This window comes from Roseixanthobacter pseudopolyaromaticivorans (assembly GCF_043195145.2).
In the GTDB taxonomy this organism is placed as follows: Bacteria; Pseudomonadota; Alphaproteobacteria; order Rhizobiales; family Xanthobacteraceae; genus NCEH01.
Genome location: NZ_CM195539.1, coordinates 3,201,963 through 3,223,566, shown reverse-complemented (window position 1 = coordinate 3,223,566; position 21,604 = coordinate 3,201,963). Strand labels below are relative to the sequence as shown.

Genomic DNA, 21,604 nt, shown 5'->3' with positions numbered 1-21,604 from the left:
CGTGCAATTTTCGGATGTGCGGTGGAGGCGTCTGTTCGCGTCTGTCTGCCTGACGATTGCTGTTCTTGTCGCGAGCACCGGTTTTGCCGCCGCGCAGACCGGTTGGACGCTGTATGACGGTTACCGCACGTCCTACAGCGTGCCTTATGCCAATGATCTCAGCCAGGCCTTGGCCAATGCCGCCGCAGGAAAGCCCGGTCAATCTCTCACCGTTGCCATGTCCATCAACGGGGGGCCGGCCTTCTATCCCACGCTCGATACCGGCTCGACCGGCATCGCGGTCGGAACGCAAGATTTCATCAATACGCACCAGCCGATTCCGGCTTCGAACGGCACTTTGGGCTGGGTCTTTTACAACAGCACGGACGTGCTGCTGACCGGCTATTTCACCAATGCCACGGTTTCGTTCACCGGCACCAAATCGGAGGGTCTGCTGCTACCCCAGAACCAGACGACGGTCAGCACGGACACGATGCCCATTCTGGTCGTGACCCACAGCCAGTGCCTCAATCCCGATAGCGCGAACGGCTGCCCTCCGGGGAGTGTCACGGTCGCGAACCCCAATTCCGTGACCGCCACCCCGAACTGCACCACCGGCGTCAATTGCGCCGGCGCGCTGATGATGGGGGTCGGTTTCGATCGCAATACGATGGGCGCGGGAACCATCGACGTGTCGAACACGACCCAAGCCATCAAGGTCCTGAACGGCGAGCCCACCACGTCCTCGATCTACAATCCGTTCCTCAACATAACGGGCATGAATGATGGCACGGTCCGTCGCGGCTACATCATCACCCCCACCGAGGTGGAACTCGGCTTAACCGCAGGCAATACCTCCACCGCGGCCTTCGCCTATGGCCAATTGGCCCTGGCGAACCCCTCCGCGGCCGGCGGCCCCAACAATTGGCAGGCGGTGCAGGCGCAGGTGACGATCCAGGTTCCAGGCAGCAGCACCGTATCCGGCACCGGCACACTGCTTATGGATACCGGCGTGACCGACGCCTTCGTCGAAGTGCCCGGAGCGCCGGACGGCGTCGCGCCGGCGAACACCACGGTTGGGATCTCCTTTGTCGGCGGCAGCGCCACCTACACCATAACCGCGGGCGACACCGGCAATCCCCAAGTGCCGGGCGTGATCAATCTGTACAATCCCGCCAGCCAGTTCGTGAACTCGAGCCTGCACACCTATGCCGGCTTCAATGTGCTCTATGACGCCGACGGCGGTTTCATCGGCATTGCCGCCAATAATTTCAGCACGCAGACCAATGCGAGCGTGAAGCAAATCATCGCCGCTCAGGGCACTCTCAATCTCACCCAAGCTTTCGCCACTGATTTGCCGGTGCTGCTGATGGGGCCGAGCACCGTCTCGACCACCGGCGCGGCCACCTTCAACGCCCCGATCTCTGGCTTCACGGGCAGCGAGGTTCTCACCCTCGCCGGCGGTACCATCTATCTGAACGGCAACATCACGCACGTCGGATCGCTGGCGGTGACCGGCGGCCTCACGGTGTTGAACGATGGCGGGACGGGCGCGGTCTATTCCGGTTCTTTGAGTATCGCGAAGGACGCCGGTTTCTTGTCCTATACGGTGCTCGATAGCAGCGGCACCGGCACCGGCGGCTATAGTGTCGGCAAAGGCGCCACGCTCACCAATGCCGGTTCATTCTCGGCAACCACGGCGTCGCAGGGTAAGAGTCTCGGCTCTATTTCGGGATCCGGCTCGATTTATTCCACCGGCACTGGTGCGCCCCAGACCCCGGTCAAGCGCTACCCGTCGTTGATTGACCAAGACTACACCCTGCAGCCGGGCCTTTTAGTGAACAACGGGACCATCATCAATACCGGCACCATCAATGCCGACATCATCAATAACGGCACCTTTAATAATAACGGCACGCTGAACGGCACCGTGATCGTGATCGGCACCCATTCCGGCAGCGGCACGGTGACGAACCTGCTCGCGCAAAGCGGGTCCATCGTCTCCCCCGGCAATTCCATCGGCAAGATCCTGGTGGCCAACAACGCTGCCTTTGCCTCTGGCTCGACGCTGGTGATGGAGCTCGGCGCGAACGGCATCTCGGATCAGATCCTGGTGGGCGGGGCTGTGATTTCGGATGGCGCGCAGATCCATCTCACGCCGGGCGTCGGTTTCGTGCCGCAATATGGCGCCAGCTATACGCTCATCAGCGCCGCGAGCATTTCCGGCAGTTTCGTCTTAGCCGCAGATCCCGAGTTTGGGACCGCCGGCGCGCTCTATCCCTTCCTCGGCGCGGGCTTCTCGGCCGCGAACGGCGATCTCGTGGCAACCCTCGGGCGGAGCGCGGTGTCCTTCGCCACTTTCGCGCAGACGCCCAACCAGGCGGCCACCGCGTTTGCGGCCGACAGCCTTCAGACCTCTTCGCCCCTCACGCCCACGCTCGCCATGCTCACCGCGGGCGCGACCCCGGCCGCTTTGACCGCCCTTTCCGGCGAAGTGCATGCCACGGCGCAGAGCGTGCTTCAGACCCAGTCCGCTTATGTGCGGGACGCAGTTTCCGGCCGCCTGCGGCAGGCGACATCCGGCACCATTGTCGGTGAAGCGCCCACCACGGCCACGCTCGGTTCGCTCGGCGTCACCTTATGGGCCCAGGCCTATGGCGGCTGGGGCGATAATAACGGCAATGCCAACGCCTCCGGCTATTCCAGCTCCATCGGCGGCTTCCTGATCGGGCTCGACACCGCCTTGGCGGATTGGCGTGTCGGCCTCGCGGCTGGGTTCGGGCAGAGCACGTTCGACCTCGACACTGTTCCCTCCAACGGGTCCAGCGACAATTACGACCTCGCGCTTTATGCCGGCCGCAGCTTCGCGGCGAGCGCGATGGGGGCATGGGCGGTGCGCCTCGGCGCCGCTTATTCCTGGCATGACATCTCCACCAGCCGCTCAGTGGTGCTTCCGGGCTTCGCCCAGGGCTACAGCGCCGGCTATGCCGGGCGGACCGGCCAGCTGTTCGGCGAACTGGGCTACGACTTTGCGCTTCCGTCCCTCGGGAAGGCGTCGGTGCTGGAGCCGTTTGCCGGCTTCTCCTACGTCGCCCAGTCGACCGACAGCTTCACGGAAAGCCTGGGCGCAGCCATGCTGTCCGGCCGCGCAAGCGATTTCGACACGCTGAGCACCGTCCTCGGCCTGCGCGGCTCCACCGCGCTGCAACTCGGAGCGGCGCCGCCCCTGACCTTGTCCGGGACGCTCGGCTGGCAGCATGCGTTCGGCGATCTGGCGCCGACCACCACCCTGGCGTTCGCTGGCGCGCCAGTGCCGTTCACCGTGACGGGCGCGCCACTCGCCGAGGATGCCCTGGTGGTCGGCGCCGGTCTCAGCGCCAAGCTCGGTGAGGCGGTGGACCTCGGCATCTCCTACAACGGCCAGCTCGGCTCGAACGTCACGGAGAATGCGGTGAAGGGGAACTTCACCTGGCGCTTCTAGCCTCGCCGTTCCCGATTTTCCGAGGCGAGAGGCGACGCATGGGCGCCGGGTGATTTTGTTTGCGGCAGATCAAAGCGCGGGGAAGGGGACGGCTTAGCTTCCGTTGCAGGAAGGGAAACGTGCCATGCCTGCAGACGTCGCAATCACCATCACCGCAATCGTTCTGGCTTTCCTCGGCTTTGCCGCGGTACTCGCCTGGACCGATCATTACACCAGCTCGGCCAAGCGCTAAGGCGCCGGACGGCGGACATGAAAAAGGCCCGGCGCATGCCGGGCCTTTTTCATTTGGGATGCGCGATGCGCCCGGCTCAATTGTCCAGGAACGAGCGCAACTTACGCGAGCGGCTCGGGTGCTTGAGCTTGCGCAGCGCCTTCGCCTCGATCTGCCGGATGCGTTCGCGCGTGACGCTGAACTGCTGGCCCACCTCTTCAAGGGTGTGATCGGTGTTCATGCCGATGCCGAAGCGCATGCGCAGCACGCGTTCTTCGCGCGGGGTCAGCGAGGCGAGCACGCGGGTGGTGGTTTCCCGCAGGTTGGACTGGATCGCCGCGTCGATGGGCAGGATCGCGTTCTTGTCCTCGATGAAGTCGCCGAGATGGCTGTCTTCCTCGTCGCCGATGGGCGTTTCGAGGGAGATCGGCTCCTTGGCGATTTTGAGGACCTTGCGGACCTTCTCCAGCGGCATGCCGAGCTTCTCGGCCAGCTCTTCCGGGGTCGGCTCGCGGCCGATCTCGTGCAGCATCTGGCGCGAGGTGCGCACGATCTTGTTGATCGTCTCGATCATGTGCACCGGGATGCGGATGGTGCGCGCCTGATCGGCGATCGAACGCGTGATCGCCTGGCGAATCCACCAGGTGGCATAGGTCGAGAACTTATAGCCGCGCCGATACTCGAACTTGTCGACCGCCTTCATGAGGCCGATGTTGCCTTCCTGGATCAGGTCCAGGAACTGGAGGCCGCGGTTCGTGTATTTCTTGGCGATGGAGATGACGAGGCGCAGATTGGCCTCCACCATTTCCTTCTTGGCCTGGCGGGCTTCCTTCTCGCCCTTCTGGACCATCTGCACGATCTTGCGGAATTCCGCGATCTCGAGCGCGGTCTCGGTGGCGAGCGCGTGGATTTCGCCGCGCAGGTCCTTGATGCCGTCCTTCTCGTGAGCGACGAAGCCCTTCCAGCCCTTCGAGCCGAGCTTGGAGACCCGCAGCACCCATTTCGGGTCCAGCTCATAGCCCTGGTATTGCTTGAGGAAGTCCTCGCGCTGCACGCCATAGCTCTCGGCGAGGCGCAGCAGGCGGCCTTCCAGGCCCACGAGGCGCTTGTTGATTTCGTACAGCTGCTCCACCAGGGCGTCGATGCGCGCCTGGTTGAGGGACAGCGACTTCACGTCGAGGACCAGGTCTTCCTTGAGCTTCTTGGCCTTGCGCTCCTGAGCGGGCGACAAGGTCTCGTTGTTGAGCCGGGATTCGACGTTCTGGTCCTGCAGGCGCCGCAGCTTCTTGTAGCTGTCGGCGATGCGGTCGAAGGTCTCCACGACCTTCGGCTTGATCTCAGTTTCCATGGCGGCGAGCGACAGGGAATTCTCCATGTCGTCCTCGTCGTCGCCGGGAGAGGCGCCGTCGCCCAGCAGGCCGTCCTCGCCGGCTTCCGGGGCCAGCGCGGTCTCACCTTCCATCACCGCCGGCGGCACGTTCTTGCCTTCCGGGCCGGCATAGGTGGCTTCGAGATCGATGATGTCGCGCAGCAGCACGCGGCCTTCGGTCAGCTCATCGCGCCAGATGATGATGGCCTGGAAGGTCAGCGGGCTCTCGCACAGGCCGGCGATCATCGCCTCGCGGCCGGCCTCGATGCGCTTGGCGATGGCGATTTCGCCCTCGCGGGAGAGCAGTTCCACCGTGCCCATTTCGCGCAGATACATGCGCACGGGATCGTCGGTGCGCTCGGCCGGCTCGGACTTGCTCTCCGACCGGGCGACCGCACGTGGCGCGGCTTCGGTGAGTTCGCCGCCCTCGACCTCTTCCGGCTCGTCGGCGGCTTCCGCCTCTTCCGTCTGCTCTTCCTCGGCCGCCTCTTCAGCCTCAACCACATTGATGCCCATGTCATTGAGCATGGCGAGGGTGTCCTCGATCTGCTCGGAGGTCACTTCCTCGGACGGCATCACTTCGTTGAGCTGCTCATAGGTCACATAGCCGCGGCGCTTGGCGTTCTTGATCATTTTCCGAACGGCCGCGTCCGACAGGTCGAGCAACGGCCCGTCGGGGCTGTCGTTCTCCTTCTCCGGCGCTTCGGTCGCTTCGGTCGCCTGCTTCGCCATGGACATCTCCTGACAAGTCGCCGCGTGTGTTCCACGGCGAAACGGCGACGCAACCCCGCAAGGATTTCGCCGCCTACCCTTAACATCGCGTGGGCGACCCTAGGGCCGTCCCGTTAAATCAGCCTGAACCGGACCGCCTGTGAAAGCGGAAGGTTCCATTTGCGCAGCGCACCACACTGCGGCAAGAAAGGGTCACGCTTGGGTGATTCACACCGACCGTGCAGAGCCGCGCCCGGATGACGCGCCGAACCCCTCGACCAGGGCTTCGGTCCCCTCCACAGCCGAGAGGCGTTCCCGCACATCGCGCAGCCAAGCAAAATTGGCGTCGCTCGGGTCATCTCCCAGAGAGCGTTCAGCCTCCCTCAATTCTCTAGATAACGCGTAAGCCTTGCGATGCAAGGCCGTACACTGGCTCCACCAGAGCCTCACGTCCTCGTGGCCGGTATCAGGATATGCCGGCCAGTCCATTCTGGGGTTCGCCACCGCCCGCGCACGCCGCGTAAGCGCCTCGACACCCATTTTTTCCAGCTCATGGGCAAGGCTCTGCGAATCACTCGCTTTCCCCTCCATATGGGCATCGAGCAGGGCGCGCCGCAGGGTGTCGGCATCGGCGTTGGCGAACGGCAATTCGGCGATTTCCTCGCCATTCTCGTCCATCAGCCAGGGATGATTGAGCAGGCAGAACAAAAGCAGCGCCTCGCCGCGCGGCAGGGCTGACAAAGGTCCGCGGATGAGTGAGGTGCGGGAAAGCTCCCCGCCGCCGCGTACGGCCAGCGGCTCCTCGCGCGGCTTGAACCGCCCGCCGCGCATATCCGGGTTGCGCGCACGGCCGGCCGCAACGAACCCCCGGGCCTCGCGCGGCGGAGAGAGCAGGCGCTTCAACCGTTCGTTCAAATCCTGGCGATAATGGCGGCGCACATTGTCGTCGGCGATGGTTGAGACCACCTCGCCGATCCGAGCCTCCAGTGCTGCGCGGCGCTCGGGCGTTTCCAGATTGGCGCCCTCCAGTTCGCGCGCCCACAACATGGCGGCGAGCGGCTCGGCGCGGGCAAGCACGGCCTCCATGGCGTCGCGGCCGCTGCGGCGGATCAGATCGTCCGGGTCCTGGCCTTCGGGCAGCATCCCGAAGGAGAGGCTGCGGCCGGGCTTGAGATGGGGCAGGGCGAGATCGATGGCGCGGAAGGCGGCGCGCCGGCCGGCCTTGTCGCCGTCGAACAGCAGCACCGGTTCCTCGGCCATGCGCCAGAGCAATTGCAGCTGCTCCTCGGTGAGGGCGGTGCCGAGCGGGGCGACGGTGCCCTCGAACCCCGCTTCCACCATGGCGATCACGTCCACATAGCCTTCCACCGCGATGACCCGCGCGCCCTTATGGACCGCCGCCCGCGCGGAAAAGCCATTATAAAGCAAGGAGCCCTTATGGAAGAGGACGGTTTCAGGCGAATTGAGGTATTTCGCCGGCACGTCCTTTTCCAGAGCGCGGCCGCCAAACGCCACCACCCGGCCCTTGAGATCGGTGATGGGAAACATCACCCGGTCGCGGAACCGGTCGTACGGCACGGGGATGTCGTCACCGGAGATCAACAGGCCGGTTTCCACCATGTCGGCGACACTTACGCCCGCCTTTCCGAGCGCTTCCTTCAGCGCATAGCGGTCGGGCGCGGCATAGCCGAGGTGGAAGCGCTTCTGGATGGTGGGCCCGAGATCTCGGTCCGCCAGATAGCCGCGCGCCTTCGCGCCGGCCCGGGCCTGGAGATTCTCCTCGAAATAGCGGGCGGCGAGCGCCATCACATCATGCAGGGAGCGGCGGCGCTCTTCCTTAGCGGCGGCTTCCGGCGTCACCTGCGGCAGCGAGAGCCCCGCCATGGAGGCGAGCCGCTCCACCGCCTCGGAGAATGGCAGGCCCTCTGTTTCCATCAGGAAATCGAACACGTCGCCATGCTTCCCGGATGAGAAGCAATAGTAGAAACCCTTCTGATCATTGACGAAAAAGGAGGGCGTCTTCTCGGCGTTGAAGGGCGAGAGGCCGGCGAACTCGCGCCCCTGCTTCTTCAGCTTGACGCGTCGCCCCACCACTTCCGACACGGGAAGCCGTGCGCGGATCTCATCGAGGAATGAGGGCGGAAAGCGCATGCGACGTCAGATCGCTCTTTGCATCGGGCACGCATCATAGCGCGGGGAACACATAATAAAGCGCCAATGTGGCGATCCGCCCTTCGTGCGGTGCCTCGGAGCGTGCCGGGCAGCGGAACAGCGGGAAGGTCCCGCTATCCCCTCTATCCACAGTGGATAATGTGCCGGGCCGGAACGCTCACGCGGCCGTCAGCGCGTCCTTCACCCAGGCGGAGGCCTTGCCGAAGTCGATGGCGCCGGCGTGGCGCTCCTTGAGCACCGCCATGGTGCGGCCCATGTCCTTGATGCCCTTGGCCTCGATCTCCGCGACCACGGCGGCGATGATGGCGCGGGTCTCCGCCTCGCCAAGCTGGCGCGGCAGGAAATCCTGGATCACGGAGATTTCGGCGCGCTCCTGCTCGGCAAGCTCGGGGCGGGCGTTCTCGGTATAGATGCGCGCGCTTTCCTCGCGCTGCTTCACCATTTTGGCCAGCAGCGCGCGCAGATCATCATCGCTCAGCGGGTCCTTGCCCAGGCCGCGCGCTTCGATGTCGCGATCCTTCAGCGCGGCGTTGACCAGGCGCAACGTGGAAAGGCGCACCTTGTCGTGGGCCTTCATCGCATCCTTAAGGGCGGTGTTGATGTCGTCGCGAAGCAATGTCTGTCCTCTTGAAGCTGTTGCGGCCGAAATTCGAGCCGCCCGGCGCCGGACCCGCTTCCCCAGATCGGCGATACGTTCGCCATATCCGAGGCGCTCGTGCCGGCCGAACGCGGCCGGCGGGCCAAAAGCGCGCCCTCGACCCCGCATATACCCCGAAACTGGAAAAATCCCGAGCGGAATGGCGGGCATCGTGCGCGAAGCACTGGAAGTGCGGCGCGTGACTCATTATCTAGGCGAGCCATGACGCAGGAACAAGATCACGCAAACGTCCCGGCCGAAGGCTGGGCCGAGCCGAAGCCGACCGCGCTTCTCGTGCTCGCCGATGGCACCGTGCTCGAAGGCTTCGGCCTCGGCGCGGTTGGAGAGGGTGTTGGCGAGGTGTGCTTCAACACCGCCATCACCGGCTATGAGGAAATCCTCACGGATCCTTCCTATTCCGGCCAGATCATCACCTTCACCTTTCCGCACATCGGCAATGTGGGGACCAACGAGGAGGACATCGAGACGGTGTCCATGGCCTCGGCCTCCGGCGTGCGGGGCGTGGTGCTGCGCACGGCGGTGAGCGATCCGTCCAATTACCGCGCCACCCGCGGCCTCGACCAATGGCTGAAGGCGCGCGGCATCGCCGGCATCAGCGGCATCGACACCCGCGCGCTGACCGCCCTGATCCGCGACACCGGCATGCCCAACGGCGTGATCGCCCATGCGCCCGACGGGGTGTTCGACATCCCGACGTTGAAGGAAAAGGCGCGCACCTGGCCCGGCCTGGAAGGCATGGACCTCGTGCCCGGCGTCACCTCGGTGCAACGCTTCGAGTGGGACGAGACCCCTTGGCAGTGGAACACGGGCTTCGGCACCCGCACGGAAGACAAGTTCCATGTGGTCGCCATCGATTATGGGGTGAAGCGCAACATCCTGCGCTTGTTGGCGCGCGCCGGCTGCGTGGTGACGGTGGTGCCCGCGACCACCTCGGCCGACGAGGTGATGGCGCTCAAGCCCGACGGCGTGTTCCTCTCTAACGGCCCCGGCGACCCGGCGGCGACGGGCGAATATGCGGTGCCGGTGATCCGGGAACTGATCGCGCGCGCGGTGCCCACGTTCGGCATCTGCCTCGGCCATCAGATGATCGGCCTCGCGGTGGGCGGGCGCACGGTGAAGATGCACCAGGGCCATCACGGGGCGAACCATCCGGTGAAGGACCTGACCACCGGCAAGGTGGAGATCACCTCCATGAACCACGGCTTCGCTGTGGATCGCGAGAGCCTGCCCGAAAATGCGGTGGAGACTCACGTCTCGCTGTTCGACGGCTCCAATGCGGGGCTCACACTCTCCGACAAGCCGGTGTTCTCGGTGCAATATCACCCGGAAGCGAGCCCCGGCCCGCAGGACAGCCATTATCTGTTCGATCGCTTCGTCGAACTGATGGCGAAGAATAAGGCGGCCTGAACCCGTTGGCGCTCCTCCCAGAGGGGAGCGCCGTTCCGCGCTGACGCGCCAGCGTCAAAACGTCAGTCAAGAAAATCCCCGTGCGCTTCCACATGCTTGGCGATACCGAGCGTGTGCTCGCGCACGAGCCGCTCGGCGAGATCGCCGTCGCGCTTCTCGATCGCCTCGACGATGCGGGTGTGATCGACGATGGAGCGCTGGGCGCGGTGGTCCTGCGCAATCGTCACCTTGCGGACGCCGCGCATGTGGGGGAACAGGCTGTCGGTGGTGTCCGCGATCAGCTGGCAGCCGGACATGCGGATGATCTGGCGGTGGAAGGCGAGGTTGGCGGCGGAATATTCAGAGACGAATTCTTCCGGGTTGCGGTCGGCGAAGGCGCGGACATTCTCACGCAGCATGCGGATTTCGGCGTCCGAGGCGTGCTGGCAGGCGAGGCGGGCGGCCATGCCTTCGAGCGCGGCCCACACCGTGATCATCTCCAGGATTTCCTGCTTGGTCTTGCGCACCACGAAGATGCCGCGGCGGGGCACCGAGCGCACATAGCCTTCCTGTTCCAGCAGGGTCATGGCTTCGCGAATGGGGGTGCGTGAGACGCCCAGCTTTTCGGACAGCTGGCGCTCCTCCAGCCGGATCTCCTCGGCGTGGCTATAGATGTCCATCTCCATGATGGCCGCCTTAAGCGCCTTGTATGCCTTCATGCGGAAGCTCGATTCGGTTTCGATCGGCTTCACGTTGATGTCCTGATACGTCATCTCACCCCTTGCCCCGACTGCGCTGCGCGCGGCCCGCCACGCCCCGCCCGCCCGGCGGGCGAAATACATCATACTGTGATGGCATCGAATATAGCTTTCGGCAAGTAATGCCGGCAAAGCCAAGAGTCGCACTCTGTTCTGTTGCAGTGCAGCGCACGCAGTTTGGAGTGATTCCGCATCGCTTATTGACACCGGGTATTTTGCATACCAGCATGGGATCAATGATGCGGTCGCAGTTTTTCCCTCGGGGAAGGGCGGTGGCCGGAGCCTTCGACAACCGCGGGCAAACCGTGGGCGCATAAGGTGAGGAACAGCTGATGATTACCGTCGATGACATCCTGCGCGAGAAGCGCGACACCCGCATCGTCACCGTGCGGATGAACGAGACCGTCGCCACCGCCGCCATGGTGATGAAGCGGGAGAATATCTCCAGCGTCGTCGTCAAGGACGTGTGCCGGACCGAAGGTAACACCGTGGTTGGCGTCTTTTCCGAGCGCGACGTCACCCGCGCGCTTGTCGCGCATGGCGCCAATACGCCGAACGTCACGGTGGCGACCTTGCTGAAGCGGGCGGTCATCTCCTGCGAATTGGGGGATTCCATCGCCACCGTGCTGCGCCTCATGAACGAGCATCAGGTGCGCCATCTACCGGTGATGGTGGAGCACAGCCTGGTGGGCGTGATCAGCGCCACCGATCTCATGCGCCATTATTTGCACGAGGAAGAAGTGCACACTCATGCCGAGCAGGCCGACATCGGCCTGACGGCGGGCCTTGCCGCCCTGCGCTGACGCAGTCTCAGCTGCACGAAGGGAAAGCGCCGTGGCCGCGCTTCGCGTGCAAGGTGGGTCTCCTGCAGTTTTTCGATGTGGCCGCCGCAAACCGTTTGCGACGGCGGGGTGACAATGATATTTCTGTATTTGGCATACGAAATTCAATAGACGGCATATCACGCTTGACGCATGATAAAGTGCCGTTGCAAGCCGGCAGAGATCGGCATCGCAAAGTGGTCAGGGATGGTTCCAGGGGTTTGGCATGAGCAAGGCACTTGATGGTGTGCGCGTGCTCGACATGACGCACGTGCAGTCCGGTCCATCGGCAACCCAGTTGCTGGCCTGGCTCGGCGCGGATGTGATCAAGGTCGAGATGCCGCGCCGTGGCGACATCACGCGGACCCAGCTGCGCGACAAGTCCAATGTCGACAGCCTCTATTTCACGATGCTCAACGCCAACAAGCGCAGCGTCACCCTCAACATCAAGTCGCAGCAGGGCCAGGATGCCCTGGTCCGTCTCATCGAGCGGTGCGACGTGATGGTGGAGAATTTCGGCGCTGGCGTGCTGGAGCGCCAGGGGTTTTCCTGGGAACGCATCGAAGCCATCAATCCCCGCATCATCTACGCCTCCATCAAGGGCTTCGCTGAAGAAAGCGGGCTGGAGGCGAAGGCCTACGAGACCATTGCCCAGGCCATGGGCGGCGCCATGAGCACCACCGGCTGGCGCTCCGGCCCGCCGACCGCCGCCAGCGTCCAGGTGGGCGACACCGGAACCGGCATTCACTGCGTGGCCGGCATTCTCGCCGCTTTGTTCCAGCGCACCGTCACCGGGCGCGGCCAGCGGGTGGATGTCGCCATGCAGGATTGCGTGATGAACCTGCTGCGCGTGAAGCTGCGCGATCAGCAGCGCCTGGCCAGCGGCCCGCTCACCGAATATCCCGGCGCCCCGGCGACCGAGAGCGTGCCGCGCGCCGGCAATGCCTCGGGCGGCGGCCAGCCCGGCGCGGCGCTGCGCTGCGCGCCCGGGGGCGAGAACGATTATTGCTACGTCATCATCCAGCCCCAGGGCTGGGCCCCGCTGATGCGGCTGATCGGCCGCAAGGACCTGATCGACGACCAGCGCTTCGCCAGCCATGAGGCGCGGGCGCAGCGGCTCGAGGCGTGCTTCGAGCTGATCGAGGCCTGGACGCGGCAGCGCACCAAGTTCGAGGTGATGAAGGCCCTGCAGGCCATCGATGTGCCCTGCGGCCCCATCCTCTCCACCAAGGACATCATGGAAGACCGCGCGCTCTACGACCGCGGCTTTCTCGTGGAGGTCCCCCATCCGGAGCGTGGGACCTATGTGACCGTCGCCTCTCCCATCCGCCTGTCGCAAAACGACGTGCCGGTGGAGCGGGCGCCTCTGCTTGGAGAGCACACGGAAGAGGTGCTCTCCTGGGTCGGCTTCAGTGCCGAAGATATCGCGAGTATGCGCGCCACCGGCGTCGTGTAATCCATAAACATGCCGCCCTAAGAGGGACCCAAGGGTGGGGCGGTTCATCTCATAAAATAAGAAGAGAATGACGTGAAAAGGGTAGGAAAATGGGATCGTCGGAGTCAGGTGGCACCGCCATTGTGACGACAAACCGCTGGCTGCAATTGATTGCCGGTGTCGTTTGCATGGTTGCCGCAGCTAATATTCAGTATTCTTGGACCTTGTTCGTCCCGGAAATTCAAAATGCGCACGGCTGGAGCCGGGCGTCGATTCAGGTTGCCTTCACGGTGTTCGTGGTCGTCCAGACCTGGCTGACGCCCATCGAAGGCTATTTCATCGACAAGTACGGTCCGCGCACGGTCGTCTTCGTCGGCGGCTTCTTCACGGGCCTGTCCTGGATCGTAAATTCCTATGCCACCTCGCTGACCGGCTTCTACATCGGCGCCGCCATCGGCGGTATCGGCGTCGGCTGCGTGTATGCGACCTGCATCAACAGCGCGTTGAAATGGTTCCCGGACAAGCGCGGCCTCGCGGTCGGCCTGACGGCGGCCGGCTATGGCTCGGGCACCGTGCTCACCATCATCCCGATCGCGAACATGCTGAAGACTTCCGGCTATTCGGAAACCTTCTTCCTGTTCGGCCTGATTCAGGGTGCGATCATCCTTCTCGCGGCCGGCTTCCTTCGGTCTCCCAAGAAGGGCGAAGTGACGTTTTCTTCCAGCGTGGCGCAGAGCCGGCGCGATTACACACTCGGCGAAGCCCTTCGCACGCCGGTGTTCTACGTCATGCTCACCATGTTCATCTGCACCGTCACCGGCGGTCTGATGGCGGTGGCGCAGCTCGGCGTGATCGCGGAGGATCTCGGGGTCAAGAAGGTTGAGGTCAATCTCTACTTCTTCGCCATGGCGGCTCTGCCGTTCGCCTTGATGCTCGACCGGATCCTGAATGGCGTTTCCAGGCCGCTGTTTGGCTGGGTTTCGGACCATATCGGCCGCGAAAAGACGATGTTTTTCGCTTTTGCGATGGAAGGCATCGGAATCGTCGCGCTCGGCGCGTTCGGTCACAATCCGTGGGCCTTCATTTTCCTGTCCGGCGTGGTGTTCCTCGCCTGGGGCGAAGTCTACTCACTGTTCTCGGCGACCGCCGCGGACACGTTCGGCAGTGCACACGTTGGAAAAATCTATGGCGTTCTTTACTGCGCCAAGGGTGTGGCCGCCCTTCTCGTGCCGTTTGCAAATATTTTGATGGAAGCGACCGGAAGTTGGTCCACGGTTCTCTATACCGTTGCGATCATGGATCTGACCGCCGCCTTCATGGCCCTCTTCGTTCTGCGGCCGATGCTCAAAAAGCATCACCAGATGAATGCAGATGCGGCCGCTCGCGCGACGCTTCAGGCTCCGGTCGGCGCCTGATCCAACAGCCCTCTGCCGCCTTAGGGCGGCCCCTTGAGGCCCTGGCTTTGCCAGGGCCTTTTTTTTGCCCAACGCCAAAGATGCGCCTCAGAGCGCATCCCGCCCGATTTTATTTGTATTGAAAGTGGTAAGTATCGTAAGTGTATTTGGAAGAAATGATTTGGCGGAAGCGCAGATAATTCCCGCCAGGGTGACGTGATTTCCTGAATTTCACGCTATTGAGCGTCCGAAATTTTCGCTCATTTTGCGCCTATCCTTTCTTTCTGATTGCGAAATCAACGGTTTTTCATGCCTCGGTAGCTGTTACATTACCGCAAATTGCATGTTGCATACCGTATTTTGCATCGAACATTCGAGCCTGGTTCGCAGCGGGCCGCTCGAAACGAGCCCGCCACCATCAAGAATGGCGACTGTCACGGGCCGTTCATCGACTCGAATTCGATGACCCCAATAGGGAAGGGTAGGAAATGCCGTCTGTTGAGTCTGTGCAGAAGGGGCCCATCGGCGGGCGCTGGATGCAGCTGGTTATCGGCGTGATCTGCATGTCGATGATCGCCAACCTGCAATATGGCTGGACGCTGTTCGTCGAGCCCATCAACGACAAGCACCAGTGGGGCCGCGCGGCCATTCAGGTCGCCTTCACCATCTTCGTTCTCACCGAGACCTGGCTGGTCCCGATCGAGGGCTGGTTCGTGGACAAGTACGGCCCGCGCATCGTCGTGCTCATCGGCGGCTTCCTGTGCGGCCTCGGCTGGGTCCTGAACTCCATGGCCGATACGCTGGCCCTGCTTTACGTCGCGGCGGCCGTCGGCGGCATCGGCGCGGGCGCGGTCTACGGTACCTGCGTCGGTTCGGCGCTGAAGTGGTTCCCCGATCGCCGCGGTCTTGCCGCCGGCATCACCGCCGCCGGATTCGGCGCCGGCTCGGCCATCACCATCATCCCGATCGCGGCGATGATCGCCTCGCAGGGTTATCAGCAGACCTTCCTCGTGTTCGGCCTGTTCCAGGGCGCGGTCGTGATGGCGCTCTCGCTGTTCCTACAGGCGCCCAAGCCCGGCCAGCTTCCCCCGGTCACCAACAAGGCCGCCACGCAGAGCCGTCGCGATTACGGCCCGGGCCAGATGCTCAAGGCCCCGGTGTTCTGGGTCATGTACGCGATGTTCGTTCTGGTCGCCGCCGGCGGCCTGATGGCGACGGCGCAGCTCGGCTCCATCGCCAAGGACTTCAACATCGCCGGAATCCCGGTGAGCCTGATGGGCATCACCCTGCCGGCGCTGACGTTCGCGCTGTCCATCGACCGCGTGCTCAACGGCCTCACCCGTCCGTTCTTCGGCTGGGTGTCGGATAACATCGGCCGCGAGAACACCATGTTCATCGCGTTCTCGCTTGAAGCGGTCGGCGTGCTCGCCCTAGGCCACTTCGGCTCGAACCCGTTGGCTTTCGTGCTGCTCACCGGCCTCGTCTTCTTCGCCTGGGGCGAGATCTACTCGCTGTTCCCGGCGACCTGCGGCGACACGTTCGGCTCCAAGTTCGCCACCACCAACGCCGGCTTCCTCTACACCGCCAAGGGCACCGCTTCTCTGGTGGTTCCGGTTGCGAGCGTCGCCGTGGCGCAGCTCGGCAACTGGGATCTGGTGTTCCTCATCACCGCAGGGGTGAATGCCCTGGCGGCGCTGATGGCCCTGTTCGTGCTGAAGCCCATGCGTGCGCGCTTCGTCGCGGATGCCAAGCTGGCCACGGCGGCGGAAGCCAAGGCGGCTCAGGTCGCTCACTGACCCTCGTTCCTGTCCGGCGTCCCTTGCGGGGCGACCGGGCCGGGATGCGAGACAGCGCGTTCGAAAGGCAGGCGTTCGCGCCTGCCTTTTTCATGTGAGGCGGGCGATCAGAACCCGCGGGGGAAGGACGCGACCGCAGGCTCGCTGCTCTGCGTGTCCTTGTCGCCACCGAAAAGGGTGCCGGCGGTGCGGGTCTTATCCTGGTCCATCAGCGCCAGCTCGGCCGGGATGCCGGGGCCGCCGGCGGCTGCCATGAAGCTCTTGGGATTGCTGAAGCCGATCACGGCGCCAGTGAGAGCAACACCGAGGATGGCGAGAGCGACGAAATCGAATGCGGTCATTTCAGCCTCCAGGCGTGCCATGCACGCCGCTCGTTGCGAGCGACCGAGCAACCGTGTGATTGCCCCGTCCTCATTTCAGGATGCCATACTGACCTAATTCATCGCCTCTGTGGTATACATAATACGCAGGGGTGCCTCTCATTGCTGCATAGCAGCATTAGCGGCCCCCGTTCTGGCTTAGCTGGCTGAGAGATTTCGCAAGTGCGAGATGAGCCCTTCGGTGGAGCCCGAGGTCTCGGCCGGAGCGGCACCTCCCTTCACCGCCGGCAGCAAAGCGGTGGCCATTTCCTTGCCAAGCTCCACGCCCCATTGATCGAACGCGTTGATTCCCCAGATCGCGGCTTCCGTGAACACGCGATGCTCGTAGAGCGCGATCAGCCGCCCCAGGGTGAACGGGTCGAGCAGCGTGTAGGCCAGCGTCACCGAGGGACGGTTGCCGGGGAACACCTTGTGCGGCGCGAGCTCCGCCACCCGCGCCTCGCTCATACCCCCGGCGCGCAATTGCGCTTCCACCTGCGCGAGGGAACGCCCGCGCAGCAGCGCTTCCGATTGGGCGAGGCAATTGGCGATCAGCAGGTCGTGATGGGCGCCGAGTGCCGGTTCGTGCCCCTGGGCGGCGATGAGGAATTCCACCGGCACCACATCGGTCCCCTGGTGGAGCAACTGGAAGAAGGCATGCTGGCCATTGGTGCCGGGCTCGCCCCAGACGATCGGCCCCGTCGGACGCGTGACCGCAGTGCCGTCCCGCGTCACGCTCTTGCCGTTGCTCTCCATGTCCAATTGCTGGAGATAGGCGGGAAAGCGGGCGAGGCGCTGGTCGTAGGGGATGATCGCCCGGCTCGCATAGCCGCAGACATCGCGATGCCACACGCCCACCAGAGCGAGGAGGACCGGTAGGTTCTCCTCCAGCGGCGCATGGCGGAAATGATCGTCCATGGCGGCGCCGCCGGCGAGAAAATCGCCGAACGCGGCCGAGCCGATGGCGATCATCAGCGGCAGGCCGATGGCCGACCACAGCGAATAGCGGCCGCCGACCCAATCCCAGAAACCGAACGTGCGCTCCGCCGCGATGCCGAAGGCGCCGACCTTGTCGAGCGCAGTGGAGACCGCTGCGAAATGGTGCCCCACCGCCTCCTCGCCGAGCGCGGCCGAGATCCAGGCGCGCGCAGACGCGGCGTTGGTCATGGTCTCGATGGTGGTGAAGGTCTTCGAGGCGATGATGAACAAGGTGGTGGCGGGCGAGAGCGGCTTCAGCACGTCGCTCAGATGCGCGCCATCCACGTTGGAGACGAAATGCAGGCGCGGCCCATCGTGATAGGGCGCGAGCGCAAGCGTCGCCATCACCGGCCCGAGGTCCGAGCCGCCGATGCCGATGTTCACCACATCGGTGAACATCTGCCCGCGGTGCCCGGCGATGGTGCCGGCGCGCACCGCATCGGCGAAGGCGTACAGCCGGCCGAGGGTTTCGCGCACCTGCGTCTTCACGTCGGTCCCGCCAATGTCGAGCGGGTCGGGGGTGCCGTCGCGCAGCGCCACGTGCAGCACCGAGCGCTGTTCGGTGGAATTGATGCGCGCACCGGCGAACATGGCCTCGCGCCGCGCTTCGACGCCCGTCGCCCGGGCGAGCTGGAGCAGCAGGCCGAGGCTCTCTTGGGTCAGCGCTGTCTTGGAGATGTCCAGCAGCAGGTCCCCGCTGCTGGCGGAGAAGCGGGCGAAGCGGTGCGGGTCGGCGAACAGATCCGCCAAGGGCGTGGCGGCGGCGCGGGCCTGCACGGCGCTGAGCGCCTGCCAGAGGGCTTCGGCTTCGGTCCCGGACACGGGGGCGTCGGTCATGGTCGGATCTCCGTCAGGGGCACCACAGCACGTCGAGCGGGGCGCGCGCACGCAGCACGGCCCGGATCGGCAGGGCTTCCGCCGGCCCCTCCGCGCGCGCCGTTTCCAGCACCGCGCGTTTGCCGGCACCCTCGATGTGCAGGAGCAAAGTCTGTGCCGCGATGAGCGGGGGCAGGGTGAAAGTGATGCGCGGCTCGCCCGCCGCCTCCGCGCGAATCGCGATCAGGCGCGCGGAGCCGTTGGGGTCGAGCGCCGCCGGAAGGGCCTCGGCGCCGGGAAAGAAAGAAGCTGTATGTCCGTCGTCGCCCATGCCGAGCACGACGGCCGCGAAGGGGAGGGGCAGGCCGGCAAGGCTCGCCTCCACCGCGGCGAGGCCCGCTTCGGGCGTGTCGGCGCCGTTAAACAAGGGCAGGAAACGCGCCTGCGCCGCCGGTCCCTGCAACAGGTGGCGGCGCACCAGGGCGGCGTTGGAACGGGGCGAAGCCTCGTCCACCCAGCGCTCGTCCACGAGGGTGACGCTCACGCGGCTCCAGTCGAGCGGTGCTCCGGCGAGGGTCTCGAAGAAGCGCGTGGGTGTGCGCCCGCCGGAGACGGCAAGGCTCGCGGCGCCTGTTGCGGCGGTGCGCGCGCGCAGCGCCTCCGCCACATGGGCCGCCAGCGCGCGCGCCAGCGCGTCCGGCCCGTCATAGGCGGCGAAGGCGACCGGGGTGGGGCTGGCGGTCATGGGCGCGGGCGGCTTTCGGCACGGAGGGAGCGAGGCGGGTCAGCGGGACGGCACCGGGTCTCAGGCGTCGTCCATCCAGGTGCGGCCGTCCCGCTCGATCAGCGCGATCGCCGCGGAGGGGCCCCAGGTGCCGGCCGTATATGGTTTCGGGGCTTCTCGCAGATTGCGCCAGGCCTCCAGGATGGGATCGATCCACTTCCATGCGGCTTCCACTTCGTCGCGGCGCATGAACAGGGTCTGGTTGCCCCGCACCACATCCATGAGAAGCCGCTCATAGGCATCCGGGTTCCGCACGCCGAACGCCTCGGCAAAGCTCATGTCGAGCGGCACGTGCTGGAGGCGCATGCCGCCGGGGCCGGGATCCTTGATCATCAGCCACAGCTTCACGCCCTCGTCAGGCTGCAGGCGGATGACCAGACGGTTCGCCATGATGGGGCCGGCCTGCCCGTCGAACACCGAATGGGGAATGGGGCGGAAGGCCACGACGATTTCCGACACCCGGCTCGCCAGCCGCTTGCCGGTGCGCAGGTAGAACGGCACGCCGGCCCAGCGCCAATTGCCGATTTCCGCCTTCAGGGCGACGAAGGTCTCGGTCTGGCTGGTGCTGGAGCCGAGTTCGTCCAGATAGCCCGGCACCGCGCCGCCGGAGGACGCGCCGGCGCGATACTGGCCGCGCACCGTGAGGGCGGCCACATTGCTCTCGTCGATGGGCTCCAGCGCTTTCAGCACCTTCAGCTTTTCGTCGCGCACCGCATCCGCGTCCATGCACACCGGCGGCTCCATGGCCACCAGGCAGAGCAATTGGAGCATGTGGTTCTGCACCATGTCGCGCAGCGCGCCGGCGGTGTCGTAATAGCCTGCCCGGCCGGCGACCCCGAGGCTTTCGGCGACCGTGATCTGCACATGGTCGATATGGGCGTGGTTCCACACCGGCTCGAACAGGGCGTTGGCGAAGCGCAGGGCCATCAGGTTCTGCACCGTCTCCTTGCCGAGATAATGATCGATGCGGAATACGGATTCTTCGCGGAACACTCGGCCGACCGCCTCGTTCACCGCGCGGGCGGACGCGAGATTCTTGCCCACCGGCTTTTCCACCACCACGCGCGTCTGCGGCGTGACGAGATGGTGCGACCCGATGCGGGCGCAGATATCGTCGAACAGGTCGGGGCCGACGGCGAGATAGAACACGCGCACCTTTTCGGCGCCGGGCGCGAGCAGGGCCGCGAGCACGTCCCACCCCTCGTCGGACACCGCGTCCACCTCGACATAATCGACCCGCTCGAGGAAGCGCTCCAGCTGCTTGCGCTCGACCTGATCGATGCCGTCGCGATCCTCCACCGAATCACGGGCGAACTCCTGGAATTCGGCGCGGGTCATGCTGCGGCGGGACGCGCCGATGATGCGGGCGTCGTCCGGCAACTGGCCGGCCAGATCGCGTTCATACAAAGCGGGAAGAAGCTTGCGTTTCGCGAGGTCGCCGGTCGCTCCGAACACGACGATGTCGAACGGCTCGACCGTGATGACGCGAGCTACCATGGGGACCTCCAATTGACGGCCCAGGACGCCGTCACGCGAGACGATATTCGTCTTCTACCAAATCCTTCGCGTCTGTGTTGCGACTGCGAGGGAGGGATGTTGATATCGCTTTTGAGAGGTGCTGCGCCAGATGCTCCACGGCCGGCGTGAGCCGGCGCAACTGCGGAGCGTGCACCAACCACGCGTCCATCTGCGGCGAGAAATCCATTAGCGCCACGCTCTGCAGTTCATCGCGATGCCGGCTCGCCGCCAGCATGGCCTGCGTGGCGAAGCCGATGCCGACGCCGCGCGCCACCAGCGAGAGCCGTAATTCCGAGGAGAGTGCTTCCGCCGCCACCTCGAACGGCAGGCGGGCATTCTCGAACGTGCGCTTCAGGATGCGGCGAAAATCGCACCCGTGCTGGCTCAAGACCCAGGGATAGGCGGAAAGATCGACAAGGCGCGTGGATGCGGGGAAGGTGAAATGCCGGCTCGCCACCACTTCCACCGGCAAGGTGCCGAGCGGGATGGCCACAAGGGCATCGGGCGGCGCGACATGGGTGGGGAGCGACAGGCAAGCGACGTCCAGGACGCTGGAATGCAGTTGCTCGATCAGATTGGCGCTCCAGTCGCTGGAGACGCGGGGCATGAGGCGGGGGAAGGCGGCGCGCAGATGATCCAGCGGCTCGGCCAAGGCCATCTCCGATAGGAACGGCGTCACGCCGAAGCGGAACTCGCCCTCCACCACGCCGGTCGGGGCAAGGCGCGCCTTGAGATCGGCCACGGCGCCGACCACGTGTCGCCCCATCTCATAGGCGTCGCGCCCGGCGCGCGTGGGCTTCAGCGGCTTGGCCTGCCGGTCCAGCAGCACCGCGCCGAGCGCGTCTTCCAGAGCCTGCACGCGCCGGGTCACGCCCGGCTGGGTCAGGTTCAGCCGGCCCGAGGCGGCGACGATGGAGCCAGTTTCCACCACCGCCAGGAAGGCTTCGAGGTCCCGTATGTTCATGACCCCCTCCGTTT

General features: G+C 64.9%; 15 protein-coding genes. 6 read left to right on the top strand and 9 right to left on the bottom strand.

Annotation, left to right across the window (positions count from 1 at the left end; genetic code table 11):
• The first annotated feature begins 1 nt into the window (after position 1).
• The gene (locus tag V5F68_RS15365) at positions 2-3,460 is read left to right on the top strand and encodes an autotransporter outer membrane beta-barrel domain-containing protein (protein WP_394013394.1); all 3,459 of its coding nucleotides are present in this window, start codon (positions 2-4) and stop codon (positions 3,458-3,460) included.
• A 308-nt stretch (positions 3,461-3,768) separates the two neighbouring features.
• Here V5F68_RS15365 and rpoD read toward each other — a convergent pair whose 3' ends face one another.
• From rpoD to V5F68_RS15350, 3 genes are all read right to left on the bottom strand, one after another.
• On the bottom strand, positions 3,769-5,772 hold the full coding sequence (rpoD, locus tag V5F68_RS15360; protein ID WP_348847420.1) for an RNA polymerase sigma factor RpoD: 2,004 nt from the start codon (positions 5,770-5,772) through the stop codon (positions 3,769-3,771).
• A 207-nt stretch (positions 5,773-5,979) separates the two neighbouring features.
• Entirely contained in the window at positions 5,980-7,902 is a 1,923-nt protein-coding gene (gene dnaG / locus V5F68_RS15355; protein ID WP_394013393.1) for a DNA primase, read from the bottom strand.
• A 178-nt stretch (positions 7,903-8,080) separates the two neighbouring features.
• Positions 8,081-8,539, bottom strand: coding sequence for a GatB/YqeY domain-containing protein (locus tag V5F68_RS15350; protein ID WP_394013392.1), 459 nt, complete (start codon positions 8,537-8,539; stop codon positions 8,081-8,083).
• Between the two features lie 243 nt (positions 8,540-8,782).
• On the opposite strand from V5F68_RS15350, the gene carA reads away from it, so the two are divergent.
• Positions 8,783-9,988, top strand: a complete 1,206-nt coding sequence (gene carA, locus V5F68_RS15345; RefSeq protein ID WP_394013391.1) for a glutamine-hydrolyzing carbamoyl-phosphate synthase small subunit — start codon at positions 8,783-8,785, stop codon at positions 9,986-9,988.
• 62 nt (positions 9,989-10,050) lie between these two features.
• Here carA and V5F68_RS15340 read toward each other — a convergent pair whose 3' ends face one another.
• Complete coding sequence (locus V5F68_RS15340; protein ID WP_348847416.1) at positions 10,051-10,740, bottom strand: GntR family transcriptional regulator; 690 nt, start codon at positions 10,738-10,740, stop codon at positions 10,051-10,053.
• A gap of 317 nt (positions 10,741-11,057) precedes the next feature.
• Here V5F68_RS15340 and V5F68_RS15335 point away from each other — a divergent pair, with 317 nt between their 5' ends.
• The 4 genes from V5F68_RS15335 (at position 11,058) to oxlT (V5F68_RS15320) (ending at position 16,171) form a co-directional block, all read left to right on the top strand.
• A complete protein-coding gene (locus tag V5F68_RS15335) occupies positions 11,058-11,528 on the top strand; it encodes a CBS domain-containing protein (RefSeq protein WP_394013390.1) in 471 nt (156 codons plus the stop codon).
• Positions 11,529-11,772: 244 nt separating this feature from the next.
• A complete protein-coding gene (frc, locus tag V5F68_RS15330) occupies positions 11,773-13,002 on the top strand; it encodes a formyl-CoA transferase (RefSeq protein ID WP_348847415.1) in 1,230 nt (409 codons plus the stop codon).
• Positions 13,003-13,091: 89 nt separating this feature from the next.
• Positions 13,092-14,396, top strand: coding sequence for an oxalate/formate MFS antiporter (oxlT, locus tag V5F68_RS15325; protein WP_394013389.1), 1,305 nt, complete (start codon positions 13,092-13,094; stop codon positions 14,394-14,396).
• Between the two features lie 467 nt (positions 14,397-14,863).
• Positions 14,864-16,171 (top strand): oxalate/formate MFS antiporter, encoded by a 1,308-nt coding sequence (oxlT, locus tag V5F68_RS15320; protein WP_394013388.1) that lies wholly within the window; start codon positions 14,864-14,866, stop codon positions 16,169-16,171.
• Positions 16,172-16,278: 107 nt separating this feature from the next.
• Here the strand turns inward: oxlT (V5F68_RS15320) and V5F68_RS15315 are convergent, their stop codons facing one another.
• From V5F68_RS15315 to V5F68_RS15295, 5 genes are all read right to left on the bottom strand, one after another.
• Positions 16,279-16,512, bottom strand: coding sequence for a hypothetical protein (locus V5F68_RS15315; protein WP_394013387.1), 234 nt, complete (start codon positions 16,510-16,512; stop codon positions 16,279-16,281).
• Between the two features lie 177 nt (positions 16,513-16,689).
• Positions 16,690-18,345 carry a glucose-6-phosphate isomerase gene (gene pgi, locus V5F68_RS15310; protein WP_394013386.1) on the bottom strand — a complete coding sequence of 552 codons (1,656 nt, stop codon included), beginning with the start codon at positions 18,343-18,345 and terminating at the stop codon, positions 16,690-16,692.
• 13 nt (positions 18,346-18,358) lie between these two features.
• Positions 18,359-19,069 carry a 6-phosphogluconolactonase gene (pgl, locus tag V5F68_RS15305; RefSeq protein ID WP_394013385.1) on the bottom strand — a complete coding sequence of 237 codons (711 nt, stop codon included), beginning with the start codon at positions 19,067-19,069 and terminating at the stop codon, positions 18,359-18,361.
• A 60-nt stretch (positions 19,070-19,129) separates the two neighbouring features.
• Positions 19,130-20,605 carry a glucose-6-phosphate dehydrogenase gene (gene zwf, locus V5F68_RS15300; protein ID WP_394013384.1) on the bottom strand — a complete coding sequence of 492 codons (1,476 nt, stop codon included), beginning with the start codon at positions 20,603-20,605 and terminating at the stop codon, positions 19,130-19,132.
• A 31-nt stretch (positions 20,606-20,636) separates the two neighbouring features.
• Positions 20,637-21,590, bottom strand: coding sequence for a LysR family transcriptional regulator (locus tag V5F68_RS15295; protein ID WP_394013383.1), 954 nt, complete (start codon positions 21,588-21,590; stop codon positions 20,637-20,639).
• Positions 21,591-21,604: the final 14 nt, after the last annotated feature.

Excerpts from the sequence above, each read along its gene's own strand:
- rpoD (WP_348847420.1), bottom strand. The coding sequence starts at position 5,772 with ATGGCGAAGCAGGCGACCGAAGCGACCGAAGCGCCGGAGAAGGAGAAC.
- dnaG (WP_394013393.1), bottom strand. The coding sequence starts at position 7,902 with ATGCGCTTTCCGCCCTCATTCCTCGATGAGATCCGCGCACGGCTTCCC.
- carA (WP_394013391.1), top strand. The coding sequence starts at position 8,783 with ATGACGCAGGAACAAGATCACGCAAACGTCCCGGCCGAAGGCTGGGCC.
- V5F68_RS15340 (WP_348847416.1), bottom strand. The coding sequence starts at position 10,740 with ATGACGTATCAGGACATCAACGTGAAGCCGATCGAAACCGAATCGAGC.
- V5F68_RS15335 (WP_394013390.1), top strand. The coding sequence starts at position 11,058 with ATGATTACCGTCGATGACATCCTGCGCGAGAAGCGCGACACCCGCATC.
- frc (WP_348847415.1), top strand. The coding sequence starts at position 11,773 with ATGAGCAAGGCACTTGATGGTGTGCGCGTGCTCGACATGACGCACGTG.
- oxlT (WP_394013389.1), top strand. The coding sequence starts at position 13,092 with ATGGGATCGTCGGAGTCAGGTGGCACCGCCATTGTGACGACAAACCGC.
- oxlT (WP_394013388.1), top strand. The coding sequence starts at position 14,864 with ATGCCGTCTGTTGAGTCTGTGCAGAAGGGGCCCATCGGCGGGCGCTGG.
- V5F68_RS15315 (WP_394013387.1), bottom strand. The coding sequence starts at position 16,512 with ATGACCGCATTCGATTTCGTCGCTCTCGCCATCCTCGGTGTTGCTCTC.
- pgi (WP_394013386.1), bottom strand. The coding sequence starts at position 18,345 with ATGACCGACGCCCCCGTGTCCGGGACCGAAGCCGAAGCCCTCTGGCAG.
- pgl (WP_394013385.1), bottom strand. The coding sequence starts at position 19,069 with ATGACCGCCAGCCCCACCCCGGTCGCCTTCGCCGCCTATGACGGGCCG.
- zwf (WP_394013384.1), bottom strand. The coding sequence starts at position 20,605 with ATGGTAGCTCGCGTCATCACGGTCGAGCCGTTCGACATCGTCGTGTTC.
- V5F68_RS15295 (WP_394013383.1), bottom strand. The coding sequence starts at position 21,590 with ATGAACATACGGGACCTCGAAGCCTTCCTGGCGGTGGTGGAAACTGGC.